Origin of the sequence: Methylobacter sp. BBA5.1, assembly GCF_000746145.1 — a bacterium.
Lineage (GTDB): Bacteria > Pseudomonadota > Gammaproteobacteria > Methylococcales > Methylomonadaceae > Methylobacter > Methylobacter marinus.
In genome coordinates, this window is the sequence record NZ_JQKS01000057.1 from 1 (window position 1) to 13985 (window position 13985).

Here is a 13985-nt window from a genome sequence, read left to right on the forward strand (position 1 = left end):
CCGCTGACGCAAGCTGACCTCGGTATAAATGTATTGCAGTCCACGCAGTAGTTGGGGAATGTCATCACGTGATTTAGGATCAATGACAATGGCGGCAATATCGGTTTCACCGAATTTGAGTTGAGGCTGAATGACGGTGCGCATGCGAATTCGAGGGATGAAGATTTTGGCTTTTAGGCGGTTACGGGCCGATTTTCGCTGGAAATAAGACAAAACCGGGGTCAGGGCAACACATCTTCGTGTTGGAAAATCATTATAACCTATTGATGAATATGAGATTAATTAATTTTCATTCAAACACTAATTAAAGTAACTGAATGTTACGAAGACAATTGATTCAGGCACCTGAGAATTCGGCTAAAAATAACATCCGGCTAGTCGCGATGTGTATACCCTAAAGGGCATAAAGGCATCGCTCCTAGCATTACGGTAACCCGTATTGAAAATCAGGTCATTTTTCAATGCCCAATTCTGAACGGACGGCTTTGAAAGGCCAGAGTGAACAATGTCCCTGCCCGGCGCGGCGGACGGCATAACCATTTGTCCGTGCGTAATGTCAGTTATTCAGAAAGAAGCTTACGCAGACATGAGGCCAAGGCTGGTGTCGGGATGCTGCACCGGCTGCATTCCTTTATTGCCAGCATACGGGCTCTTTGTTATGCAAAGCGGCTAAACTCAATTACGACAAAGATTCAGGTGATGTTTCCAGTCATAAGATAACTACTCTAGCTGAACCATGCTTGAAAAAAGAAACTAACTCAACAATGGTCAAGGCTGAACTGCCGAGGCAGAGCCAGTCATGAATGTGTTGATCTTCGCCAAATCATCATACTCGAGAATACCAGCGGAGCGCTTGAGTCGCAGGGTGTTCAGCAAATAGTCATATCTGGCTTTGGCGTAGTCCCGCTGAGCCCGGTACCAATCGCGCGTCGCCACAACAAGATCAAGGGCAGTGCGACTCCCGACTTGAATACCGGACTCAATCTCTTTCAACGACAATTCTTGCGACTTAAGCGTTTTCCGTAATGCCTGCACACGACTGACACCGGTTACTACACCATAAAAGGCGTCGCGGGATTGCCTTTCCGCGCTGCGCTGTTCTTGCTTCAGTGTCGCCAAGGCCTCTTCATGCCGGTGCACCGCCTCCCGTGATCGGGAAGTAACCTGGCCGCCTTCGTATAACGACATATTCATCTCCAACCCGATGCTGTTATAAAAGATATCGGCGTTGCCAAACTGACCGCCGGTTTCCATCCAGCCATTGTTTGCCTTGAGATCGAGACTGGGCAGATGCTCCGAGTCAAGCCGATTAATCTCATTACTGGCGATTCTAGAGGCTATGCTGGCCGCTATAATGCGTGGATTCTGTACCAACGCCTGATCAGTCCAGTTCTTTTCATTCAAAGGCTCTGGTTTGATCAAAGGAATATCCTGAGCAAGCGCTGAGAGACGGTCATAGTATTCGCCGGTAATCTCCCTTAATGCCGCTTGGGCGTCATTCAGCTGTTGTTGAGCTTCGATTTCATCGGCGACGGCACGATCATAACCCGCTTCGGCTTCTGACACATCGATGATGGCAATTTCGCCATACTTGAAACGCTGCTGCATCTGTTCGCGCTGCCGGGCCAGACTGTCCTTCTGAGCCTGGGAATACCGCAGGTTGTCCAGCGCGCTCAATAAGCCGAAATATCGCTCTGCTACTCGTAAAACCAAATCCTGATGGATAGCATTCAACTCCATTTCGGACTGTTCCACTCGTTGACCAGCCTGATCCAGGGCTATCAGCCTGTCATAGTGAAACACCGGCTGAGTAAGAGTGATGTCGTAACCATCGCTGATAAACTCATCCTGTCCGCCGACGCCGATTGCCTGCGGATCCTTTAAGTTGATGTTCTGAAGATTGCCGGTGATATTGGCGGAAAGATCTACTTTAGGCAGCCAGGCCTGGGCCATTGCCTGATTTTGCAGTTCTTCATTAACTTCGCGGGTTGCCTTTCCTTTCATCAATTGCGGGTCTTCCTCTATTGCCTTGCGATAGATATCCAGCAGATTACTGGACAGCGGCTCGGCCGCCAGTACCGGACCTGAAGTCCCTTCCAGCAAAATCAGCAAAACCAAGCCTCCAAAGCGAAAAATGGACGACATTAAGCGAGAAACACTCTTTTGCGGTATCATAACTTTCCCTTCATCAGTTGTTATTCTTCCTCTGTTGTCTTGTAACATATATCCAGCAGATCACTGGACAGCGACTCGGCAGCCAATATCAAACAAGAAGTCCATTCCAGCAAAACCGAGCCTCCAAAGCGAAAAATGGGCGGCATTAAGCGAGAATCTATCTTCTACGGCATCATAACGACTTTTCCACCGCTCGTGATGACACGACGCTGTCTTGCTCTTCAAGACCTGAAATCACCTCAATATTAAGCCCGTTGGAGAGACCGGTGACAAGCTTCTTCTCGACGATCTCGCCAGTCGGTAACTCGACTTTGGCATAGGGCTCATCCCCACGAAATATCAGGCTTCCCTCGGGAATTGTCATGACTTGTTCATGCCGGGAAAATACGATTTTAGCTGTAGCGCTATAGCCGGCCCTGAGAAACACGCCCAGTTTGGGCCGAATGGCTGCGCGGATTTCAAATACTTTCCGACCTTGATCGGTTTTTCTGGCTTCTGCCGCTATAAAATCCAGTGTGGCATCAAAATGTTCATCCGGAAGCGCGCCGACACTCAGGGTAATGGGCATGCCCTCTTGCAGACGCCCGGTGTCCGCCTCTTCCACTTCGCCCTTGAAAATCAAACTATGCATGTCGGCAATGGAAAAAACCGTCGTGCCTTCGGATAGATCATTGGCTTTAATGATGAAATCACCAATTTCCACTGGCTGATCCAGCACCATGCCGTCCATGGTCGCGGTAATCAGGGTCGAGGTGGTTTTGAATTGATGTGAAGCGCCTTTGAGGCGCAGCTCCAATTCGCGTTCGGCCTGTTCCAAGGTCGCCTTGGTGACATCGTATTTCAACTTGTCGTCCTGATACGCCGCGTCGGAAATCAGATTTTGGTCGTGAAGATGACTGCGCCGTTCCAGTTCGGCAGCCGCCCGCTGGTGCTCAAGTCGGGCTTTTTTGATTTGCGACTGAACCGCGCTGACTTCCACCGGGTCAGCACGCAGTCGTATGCGGGCAAGCAAATCCCCACGCTTCACCCATTGCCCTTGCTTAACAAGAACTTCTTCGAGCACACCGTTTGCTTGAGATTTGATCTTGACTCGCCGATTGGGAACAATCTGCCCGGTGGCGATGGTATATTGTTCAATGGTCATGCGAGATGGTTTTTCTGTCCGCACGGAAGGCACGCTAGCGCCGGCTGAAAAAAACAGCCAGAAACCACTGCCAAACACGATGGCAAAGACCACCAAAATCCAACCGGTACGAACCGCAATTCGACGAAAATTATTCATGTCTGAGCGCCTCAATAGGCGATACACGAACCGCCTGACGAGCCGGCAGATAGCCTGCGATAAGGCCTGCAAGCACTAAAACCCCAAGTGCCGAGACCGCGACGGAGAGATCGACTTGAGGATCGCGAAAGTAATCTGATTCGATGCCGGCCCGGCTAATCAACTCGATAAGCCCTACCCCGGCAACTAATCCCACATAGCCTGCGGCTAGAGTGATAACCAGTGTCTCGTGCAATACCATGAAAAGTATGTCGGCCGAGGAAGCGCCGATGGCTTTGCGAATACCGAATTCACGCGTGCGCTCCTTGACCGTAACCAGCATCGTATTGCTGACCCCGACGCAGCCCGCCATCAATGTACCGGTTCCAACAATAATCATGAATAGCCTGATACCGCTCATTAGCGACTCCACTTTTTTTACTTCATCACTGATATCGTAGATTTCCAGTGCGGAGGAATCATTTGGGTCAAAACGATGCCGTCGGGATAAAAGTCGAATGGCGTCCGGCTTGATATCCGTCCACCTATAACCCGATGATACAGTCAAGGCAATCATATTGACTGTCGGTGCAGGGTCAAACACTTGTCTCAACGTGGCGTATGGAATATAGACGCGATTGGGCGACTGTTCCCCCAACGCTTTATTGTAGACCCCAATAACAGTGAACGGTGTTTCGCCCACGAAAATCGTTTTTCCTACCGGATTGAGTTGGTTTTTCATCAGCACATCATTAACCCTGGCGCCGATTATGGCGACTTTACGTGATTCACGCTCATCCAATTGATTAATCTGCCGACCGCTCAGCAAAGATAATTTTTGAATGTCGGCATTGACGGCGCTAATGCCATTTATTTGGAATGCACCGGTATTTTTTCCATATCTCATAACATAGCCTTTATCCAATAATTTGGTAGGTCCGACGAACTCCACCCCTGGTAAGTTTCCGAGCCAGACAACGTCATCAATCTCCAGGCTCACTGTACGGCCCGGGGTTAAACCTTTATATGACAGGGAGGTTTTACCGCCATTGATCCATACGCTATTTAACGCCGTGTCCTGGAATAGCGCCATTGTGCCGCGCTCCAGCCCTTTCCCCATTCCTAACAGTAGAACCAGCATAAAAATGCCCCAGCTGACTCCAAAAGCAGTCAAGCCTGTGCGCAATTTGTGCTTGCTAAGGGATTGGCCTAGCTCGGTCCAGCGTTCAATATCAAACATGAGTTGTATGGCCCGTGGTTAGAAGTTTCTGATTTGCCCATCCTGCAAATGGATAACGCGACGAGTTCGTGCAGCGATTTCTTCATCATGCGTGATGACGACAAGGGTCTTGCCTTCATGGTTTATTTCGGTGAACAATTCCATCACTTCCTCTGAAGTTTTAGTGTCTAGATTGCCGGTTGGTTCGTCCGCTAGAATCAGAGGCGGATCGGTAACCAATGCGCGTGCGATGGCTACCCGCTGCCGCTGCCCGCCAGACAACTCCGAAGGCATGTGATCCATGCGATGGTCCATCCCCATACGCTCTAACAGCTTCCGCGCCCTCGCCTCTCGTTGCTTGCGAGGAACCTTTCGGTAATAAAGCGGCATGGCCACGTTTTCGAGAGCACTCTTGAAAGGCAACAGATTGAACGACTGGAATACGAAGCCGATTAATTGATTGCGATGCCGGGCAGCCTCCGTTTCAGAAAGCGGCTTTATCAAAGTCCCGTTCAAAATGTACTCGCCGTCGTCGTAACGATCCAGAATTCCCAGCACATTAAGCAAAGTCGATTTGCCCGAGCCCGATGGCCCCATGATCGATACAAACTCCCCCACTTTGACAGACAGGTCGATCCCCTTCAATACTGGAACTTTCATTGATCCAAGATTATAGGCTTTCGTGAGAGTCTTTACATCTATCATTGGTTTCTCAAAAACCCCTTCCAATGCATCGATAGCCAAGTGCTGTTTTTTCAATGGTTCAGTTTGCGTCTCTTGGAGAGACTTAGCACGTTCAGGATGTTTACCCAGCATGGAGTACCCCTACCTCCGCGCTCTCAACTGCCTGCTCAAAACGATCCAGTATTTCACCGGCGTCGGCCTCGGTCGCGATGAGAGGCGGCAGAAAACGAAGCACACAACCATTGCGCCCCCCGGTTTCAATGATCAGCCCGTTATTAAAACAATTACGCTTTATCACCCTGGCGAGTTCCCCGTCGGGATCCCCCGGACGGTCGTCGGCGCCCGGTCTCACAACTTCAATGCCGATCATCAACCCAAGCCCGCGCACATCGCCCAGAACCGGATAGTGCTGCGCGATTTCGATCAGGCCTTTTTTCAAAATATCGCCAATCTTATTAGCATTGTCAACAAGTCCATCTCTATCGATCACTCGCATCGCGGTACTTCCGGCGACCATTGCCAACTGGTTACCTCTGAACGTGCCCGCATGCATGCCGGGCGTCCAGACATCCAGTCGTTTATCGTACACCACGACTGACAGCGGGTAACCGCCGCCGATGGCCTTGGATAAAACAAGTATATCCGGCGTTATACCGGCGCGCTCAATGGCAAATAGGGTGCCGGTCCGTCCAAGTCCTGTCTGAACCTCGTCGATGATCAGAGGCACATCGAATTCAAGCGTCAATTTTCTCAGTGCTTGCAACCAGTAAATGGAAGCGGGTATCGCGCCGCCCTCACCCTGCACAACTTCGACGATGATGGCGGCCGGCTTCGGCACCCCGCTTTCAGGATCCGATAAAAGCGTGCGCAGGTAATTGATCGACAGTTGGTCGGTTTGAGTGCCATTGGTTCCGAATGGGCACCGGAAGCGGTAAGGGAAAGGTGCGAATTGCACATCGCCCGTGGTCAGGCCCACACCGGTTTTAGGGTGTAAATTACCCATGAGGCCGAGAGCACCTGAAGTCATGCCATGATAGCTGCCGTGAAACGCTATGACACCCTGTCGTTTAGTATAAAATTTCGCCAGTTTGAGTGCGGCCTCGACCGCGTCAGATCCGGTCGGCCCACAGAACTGTATCCGTCCTTCGTCGCGCAACTTCGGCGGCAGCCGCGAGAATAGATCATTGACAAATTGAATCTTGGCCGGGGTGGAAAAATCAAGTGCCTGTTGAATGCCATCCGATGAAATATACTCAACAACCGCCTGTTTAATTTCAGGATGATTATGTCCCAGCGGCAAAGCCCCGGCAACAGCCAGACAATCTATGTACTCGTTTCCCTGGGAATCCCGAACACGAATCCCATGACCCGTTGAAAATACTCTGTTAAAGAATCTGGCGTAAGTTCTCGCATTTGACTCCAGGAGTTTAAGATGATCGTATGGCATGCTGTTTCTCCTTAATTTAGTTTTTGATTGCATTTTCTGCCGAGAAGCCCCGACATTAATGATTTTTTTCAAGCGTTTAGCGCTCATTTGCGCCAGGCGCATCCGGCACGACCAAATCCAACCGGCGCAGTCTTGTTAAAAATCCGACCAGTGAAATAAGTACCCCTATAAAGCCGCTGATAACGAACATCAGTCCAATGCCACGCCCTTTTCCTGTGCCAATCCAAGGGCCCAACGTCTGTTCCAGCACACCGCCTTCAGAAAGAGCGGGTTCAAGAATCTGTTCGGCGGAAAACCCACCCGCCATGGTGACAATGCTTATAGTCAGCAAAGCGGCGACATTGATAATCGAAAAGATTCTGCCCTGATACTCATTCGGAATTTTTCTCATCCACAGCGAGTGATTGCAGCCTTGAGCGAAGCCTGCCACCAATAAGGCGGTAAACACCGACGCACAGTAAAGTTTGAATGAGGTATTGACGCCAACCAGCAATATGCAAATAGCCAGTACCACATCAGCCGCCAGGGCCCAAAGCATCAAGCGCTTAAGTTCTCCCATCGCCGCCAGTATGATTGAGCCAATCAAGCCTCCCACGCCGCCGACCGTGAGAATGATGCCCAAGTCGTCTTCGGAGTAATGGGAAAGCACCAGAGGCATGATCATCGTCGACGCGAGAGTCACCAGACCTTGCTGAAGAACGGTGTATACCAGCAACCATCGCATCATTGGCTCTTTCTTGAAATACGCCAGCGCCAGGGTGACGCTGCCGCTTGTCGTTCCGGTATGGTCGGTCCTGATGTTGTTGATGTTGCGGCTGACTCTACTGGCGTAAAAAAAAGCGTTTAAAATCAATATAGAGCCCGTAGTAAATGCAATGATGTCGATCAAGACAATGCCCTGCAGCCCTATCTGAGCCATCAGGCTGCCCGCGACCAACGGCGCAAACATAGTTAACATATTGGTGCTCACTCCCATCAAGCCGCTGGCCTGCGTATATTTTTCCTTGGGTAGAAGCTTGCTGACAGAAGCCGTATAGGCGGGCGTCCTGAATGCCCCGATCAGTGACACCGCGATATTAAAGGCATAAAGATGCTCGACCTCAAGGCTATTACGCCAAAGAAACCATGCCAGCGTCAGTAATAAAACGACAGCAGTCAGATCGGCCACAACCATCACATAGCGCCGATCGAAGCGGTCAGCGATGGTGCCGGCAATCGGCATGACAAGCACGGCCGGTAAAATAGCCGCCACCAACACGCCGGAAAAATCCAGGGCCGAGCCGGTTTTTTGATATACCCATACGCCTAATGCGAACTCCATCAGCGAGGTACCGATCAACGCGACAGTCTCGCCGCACCAGAGCAGATAGAATGGCCTCCCCAATACCGTCAAACTTGTACTTTGATAGGTCTCTTTTTCCAATTCTTTTGCCGTGTTCATAGGATGTGATTTGTTAATTTAGGGTTAAAAAACCGAAATAAATAGTGTCCTTTGCCCGAACCCGGCCCGACATAAAGCGTGTTTGAGCGGCCAAGCCGGTTCGCTGCGGGCGGAGATATCCGGCTCGGCGCCTCAATCATTTATGCTTCCCCAATTCCAGCCAATCCACCAGGGCATTGACATAAGGCTGCTTGATAACAGTCATATGATTCCCTTCGCTTTGCCAATAGTTGAGGTCGTTAACCCAATACCGCCATTTTGCGACAACGGCTTCCTGGTCAGAGTGATCAGTGTTGGCCAACACCAGCCGCAGTGGTCCGGCATAGTGATGTTCCGGACAATAGCGGGTTCTTAATGCCGTGCCGAATGTACGGAATGTGCCGAGCAGCATTTCGGGTTGGGATTGTTTAGGCATCAGTCCGACGCCTACCAGCCGTTGATGCAGCAGTTTCAGCTGCGCATCGCCTTCAAGCCCGTCCAGATCGGCCGATTGTATTTCCAGAGAAGCACCGCTCGATTGCTCATAGATCTCGACCAATTTCATCAGCACTTCGGATTCCGTATATTCCCGCATCATGCTGTCCGACTCATGCGGAGCTTCAGTATCGACCAGGGTCAGAGAGGCTACACGACGCCCGCTCCCGGCCAGTTGCAGCGCCATTTCGAAAACGACCCATCCGCCAAAGGAATGGCCGATCAGATGCAACGGCCCTTCCGGATATAACGACTGGATCGCCCGCAGGTAGGCTTTGGCAGCGGCGGGTACGGTCGCATGCGGCACAGTTTCGCCGTCCAGTCCGCGCGGCTGGAATCCATAAACCGGCCTTAAAGATCCCAGCGCCAAGGTCAAGTCGGTGAACGCGCTCACACTGCCCCCCGCACCCGGCACGCAGAACAAAGGCGTGCTGGCGAAACTGCCGGACTGAAGCGCCACTAGCGGATCATAGTCGACGTCGCAATCAGTCGGCTCTGCGGCGCTTGCCTCCCGGATTGAAGCGGAGAGCGCCGCCCCCAGCGATTCAATATGAGGAAGTTCCATCATGGTTTGATGCGAGCCCGTCACCGGTATCAGCCGTATTTGCTGTTCCGGCAATACCGAGTCCCAATTCCGGAAGAGACTTTCTCCGGCATGTTCGCTGGTGGCATATAAATGGATCGGGATCGGCAACTTGCGGGCGCAGTATTGCGCATCGGCTATTCTATGGCTGTGCCAGCGAAGCAAAAACTTCCGAAATTCATCGACAGTCAGATGAGCCGGCAGCATAGACAAGGCCTGGAATTTGCTCGCCAATTCCGCAAAGTCCATTGAAGAAGCTGCCGATGTTATTTCATCGGCCATCGCCGGAGGCATATCTTCTGCCAACATGAAATCCAGCAATAAGGCCGTGTCATCGACGTTCGTCACGATGTCTTTTGCATTCGCGCAGTTATAGTATGAATCCAGCAACCCCAGAAACTCTACCGTCTCATCCTCGCCAATCAGTTGCGCGGCGACTTCATAAGCAATCGTCCCGCCGAGCGACCAGCCGGCGAGGCGGTAAGGCCCATGCGGCTGTACCGCACGTATCATCCGCACTAATCTGGAGGCCATTGCTTGCATGCTGCGGTAAGGCACTTCGCTTAGCGGTTGTCCCGCCAAACCGTAAACCGGTATGTCACTATCGATATATTGCACGAGATTAGGACCATAGAGCATTTCGCCCGTGACCTCGTGAACCAAAAACAGCGGGGGCTGATTGCCGGTTTTCCTCAGCGGTATTGCGTGTGCTTCCGTTATCCGGGTGTCTTCACGAATCGCCCAGGCCAGCGATTCGATAGTCGGCTTTTCAAATAACAACGCTATGGAGATCTCGATACCTTCCTGCTTCAACAGGCTCAACAATTGAACCGCCGATAAAGAGTGTCCGCCCATCTCGAAGAAATTAGCCGTCACGCTGACAGAGTCGACCTGGAATAACCGGCGCCAAACCGCGGCAATTTTCGCTTCATCGGTTGATCGCGGCGGCACAAAGTCCGGATAGGCATTCGGCATGAAGTCCGTCGCGCATAACGCCTTGCGGTCCAGCTTGCCGTTGGCGGTCAGCGGCAGCGCCTCCAGATGCACGAAGGCGACAGGCACCATGTACTCGGGCAGCGTCTCGGCCAGATGCGCGCGCAGACTGTCCACGGTCACGTCGGCATCGCCGGTGTAGTAGGCCACCAGCCGCTTGCCGCCTGGCCCGTCCTCGCGGGCCAGCACGGCCGTTTCCCGGACCTGCGGATGTTCGGCCAGCCGAGCCTCGATCTCGCCCAGTTCGATGCGGAAGCCGCGCACCTTGACTTGGAAATCGTTGCGGCCCAGGAATTCGATGCTGCCGTCTTCCCGCCAGCGGCCCAGGTCGCCGGTCTTGTACAGCCGGGCTTCGGGATCGTTGTTGAATGGATCGGCGATAAAGCGTTCGGCGGTCAGCTCGGGCCGGTTCAGATAGCCTCTCGCCAGCCCGGCGCCGCCCACATACAGCTCGCCCATGACGCCGACCGGAACGGGTTCAAGATGAGAGTCCAGCAGGTAGACGTGGGTGTTGGCGATGGGCTTGCCGATCGGCGGCAGGCCCTCATTTCCGGCCGGCACCGGGCAGGAGGTCGAAACCACGCTGTTCTCGGTAGGGCCGTAGTTGTTGACCAATTCGAACGACAATCCGGCCGGCGGATAGCCGTGCAGCCGGTCGCCGCCGGCCAGCAGGCAGCGCAGGGCCAACTGTTCGGGCCGGGGGGTCGTCAGCATCAGTTCCGCCAGCGGCGTCGGCATGAACGCCACCGTGATGCGATCGTCGGCCAGCCGTTGCCACAGCGCCTCCGGCTGGCCCAGCAGTTCGGGCCGGACCAGGTGCAGGCTGGCGCCGGCCAGCAGGTACGGCCAGGTTTCCCAGGCGCTGGCGTCGAAAGCCAGGCCCGCCAGCTGCGTGGCCCGGTCGGCGGCGCTCACCTGGAACTGCCGGTTGTGCCAGCTGACCAGGTTCATCACGCCGGCGTGCGGCACCATGACGCCCTTGGGCTGGCCGGTGGAGCCGGAGGTGTAGATGACATAGGCCAGATGCGCCGGGGTCAGGCCGACTGCCGCCAGGTCCGGATTATCGGAGGGCTGATGAGCCCACTGCGCCGCATCGGCAAAAAGGTCAATCAGCCTGAAGCCGCCTGAGCGATCGGCCAACCGGGCTTTCAGGCTGCTATCGGTCAACAGTGCCAGCGGGGCGCAGTCCTCAAGCATGTAGGCCAGCCGCTCCTCGGGATACGCCGGGTCCAGCGGCACGTAGGCCGCTCCCGCCTTGAGCACGGCAAGCAGGCTGATCACCAGCTCGAAGCCGCGTTCCAGGCAGATCGCCACTCGGTCGTCGGGCTTCACGCCCAGGCTGCGCAGGTAATGCGCCAGGCGGTTGGCCCGGGCATTCAGTTCTGCGTAGCTCAGTTCCTGGTCATCGAACACCAGCGCCGCCGCTTCCGGCGTATCCCGCACTTGCGCCTCGAACAGTTCGTGGATGCAGCAAGCATGAGGATAATCGGCCTGGGTGGCGTTCCAGTCGTACAGCACCTGACGGCGCTCGGCCTCCGGCAGCACGCCGACCTGGCGCATGGCGGTGTCCGGTGCGCTTTCCAGGGCGTCGAGCAGGTTTTCCAGCGCCGTGTACATCAGGGCGCACAGCCGTTCCGGCGCCACCGACGGCAAGGTTTGCGCGGTCAGCGAAAAGCCTTCGCCCAGGTCGTCCACGGATAACACGATCGGGTAGTTGGTGCGCTCTTCACCCGACAGAAGTTCGATGCCCTGCCATTCAGGCGCACCGTCCGCCGGGGCGTCGGCCTGGCTGTGCCGGTAGTTGAGCAGTGCGCTGAACAACGGCGCCGGCGCCTGCACGCCGCTGCAGCGTTGCACCAGACTCAGTGGCGCATGTTCATGGCGCAGCAGGCTGGCTAGCCGGCTCTGCACTTCACGGATTTGTTCCAGGACACTGCCCTGGGTCAGCTGCACTCTCAGCGGCAGCGTATTGATGAACATCCCCAGCACCCGGTCAGCACCCTCGCCGCCCTGCATACGCCCGAACAGGACCGTGCCGAACACCACGTCATCGCGCCCGGAGGTCCGTGACAGAACCGCGGCCCAGGCCAGATGGAACAGGCTGGCGGCGCTGATGCCCAGGGTCCGCGCTTGTTCCCGCAGGCGCCGGGCAAGTTCGAGGTCGAGGTCTTGCTTCGCTTCCTCGACCCCCGAACCGTCGCCCTGCACATCGAGCAGACCGAACGGTGCCGTCGGCTCATCGATATCCGCCAGCATGCCGCGGAAAAAGGCCTCGTGCTCTTCCCGGCTGATTCCGAGACGAGCCTGCGCGACGAAGTTGCGGAACGGCAGCGGCGTAGGCAGTTGGTCTCCCTGACCCAGCTGGTGCATCCGGACCTCGCCAAACAGGATATCCAGCGCGGTGTGATCGAGGGCCAGATGGTGCGTCAACAGCAACAGTAGCCACCGCCCTTCCCGAGGATCATAGGCGGTGAAGCCGCCGATCAACGGCGCGACTCGGACATCGACACGATAATGTCTCGGATCGTAACGTTCCTGCAACTGTTCGGCCGTATCGCCCGCTTCAGGGTCGATGACGATCTCCTCGATCGCCAGTTCCGCTTCGCGCCAGACCACCTGCACCGGTTCCGGCAGGCCTTCCCAGGCCACGGCCGTGCGCAGGATGTCGTGGCGTGTTACCGCCGCCTGCAGGGCGCTCAGGAAACTGTCGAGGCGTTCGCGCGTGTCGAACGCCATCAGAGCCGGCAGCAGGTAGGCATCGCCTTCGGACTCCATCAAATGGTGGAACAGGATGCCTTCCTGCAGCGGCGCCAGCGGATAGATATCCTGCACGTTGGCCGCCCCGCCCGGCACGGCGGCCGTGATGCGGTCGATATCGGACTGCGACAGGGCCACCAGCGGCAGCAGGTCCGGAGTAATGGCCGTCGCATCGGCCGGAATGCGGTTGGCCGGGATGACCAGTTGCTCGGCGTGGCTGCCGCTATCGGCCAGCGCCGCCAACCCGGCCAGCGTCGGTGCGGCGAACAATGTCCGCACGTCGACATTCAGCCCGGCCTGGCGCATGCGTGCGATTAAGGTCACCGCCAGCAGCGAATGCCCGCCCAGTTCGAAGAAATTATCGTGGCGGCCGACCCGGTCGACCTTGAGCAGCTCGGCCCAGAGGGCGGCCAGAGCCTGTTCGGTCTCGCTTTGCGGCGCTTCGTACTGCCGCGATTGCAGCGCCCCTGCATCCGGCGCCGGCAGCGCTTTGCGGTCCAGTTTGCCGTTCGGGGTCAGCGGCAGCGCGTCCAGGATCATAAAGGCGCTGGGCACCATGTACTCGGGCAGCACGGCCTTGAGCTGGGCGCGCAGTTCATCAATGTTGAGCTCGGCGGAAGCCGTCAGGTAGGCCACCAGGCGCTTGTCGCCGGGATAGTCTTCACGGGCAATGACGACGGCCTCGAGCACACCAGCACAAGCGGCCAGCTGCGCCTCGATCTCGCCCAGCTCGATGCGGAAGCCGCGCACCTTGACCTGAAAATCATTGCGGCCGAGGAATTCGATGCTGCCGTCTTCCCGCCAGCGGCCCAGGTCGCCGGTCTTGTACAGCCGGGCTTCGGGATCGTTGCTGAACGGATCGGCGATAAAGCGTTCGGCGGTCAGCTCGGGACGGTTCAGATAGCCTCTCGCCAGCCCGTCGCCGGCCACATGGATTTCGCCGGCGACACC

The 13985-nt window shown here is 55.4% G+C and carries 7 protein-coding genes and 1 pseudogene; all 8 read right to left on the reverse strand.

The genetic code is table 11. From position 1 onward, the window contains the following. Nucleotides 1-144: pseudogene (locus EK22_RS24475) on the reverse strand (ISNCY family transposase); the annotation flags it as partial. A 624-nt stretch (nucleotides 145-768) separates the two neighbouring features. Next, nucleotides 769-2145 (reverse strand): TolC family outer membrane protein, encoded by a 1377-nt coding sequence (locus EK22_RS21145; RefSeq protein WP_036254162.1) that lies wholly within the window; start codon nucleotides 2143-2145, stop codon nucleotides 769-771. A 202-nt stretch (nucleotides 2146-2347) separates the two neighbouring features. Further along, nucleotides 2348-3457: an efflux RND transporter periplasmic adaptor subunit gene (locus EK22_RS21150; protein ID WP_020160428.1), complete on the reverse strand. Its 1110-nt coding sequence runs from the start codon at nucleotides 3455-3457 to the stop codon at nucleotides 2348-2350. After that, a complete protein-coding gene (locus EK22_RS21155; RefSeq protein ID WP_036254164.1) occupies nucleotides 3450-4676 on the reverse strand; it encodes an ABC transporter permease in 1227 nt (408 codons plus the stop codon). The genes EK22_RS21150 and EK22_RS21155 overlap by 8 nt, the downstream gene beginning before the upstream one ends. An 18-nt stretch (nucleotides 4677-4694) precedes the next feature. Continuing rightward, a complete protein-coding gene (locus EK22_RS21160) occupies nucleotides 4695-5471 on the reverse strand; it encodes an ABC transporter ATP-binding protein (protein WP_020160426.1) in 777 nt (258 codons plus the stop codon). After that, the gene (locus tag EK22_RS21165) at nucleotides 5461-6858 is read right to left on the reverse strand and encodes a diaminobutyrate--2-oxoglutarate transaminase family protein (protein WP_198014536.1); all 1398 of its coding nucleotides are present in this window, start codon (nucleotides 6856-6858) and stop codon (nucleotides 5461-5463) included. The genes EK22_RS21160 and EK22_RS21165 overlap by 11 nt, the downstream gene beginning before the upstream one ends. 4 nt (nucleotides 6859-6862) lie before the next feature. Further along, nucleotides 6863-8227, reverse strand: a complete 1365-nt coding sequence (locus EK22_RS21170; protein ID WP_051962011.1) for an MFS transporter — start codon at nucleotides 8225-8227, stop codon at nucleotides 6863-6865. A gap of 136 nt (nucleotides 8228-8363) precedes the next feature. Further along, the gene (locus EK22_RS21175; RefSeq protein WP_235209470.1) at nucleotides 8364-13964 is read right to left on the reverse strand and encodes an amino acid adenylation domain-containing protein; all 5601 of its coding nucleotides are present in this window, start codon (nucleotides 13962-13964) and stop codon (nucleotides 8364-8366) included. Nucleotides 13965-13985 lie beyond the last annotated feature (21 nt).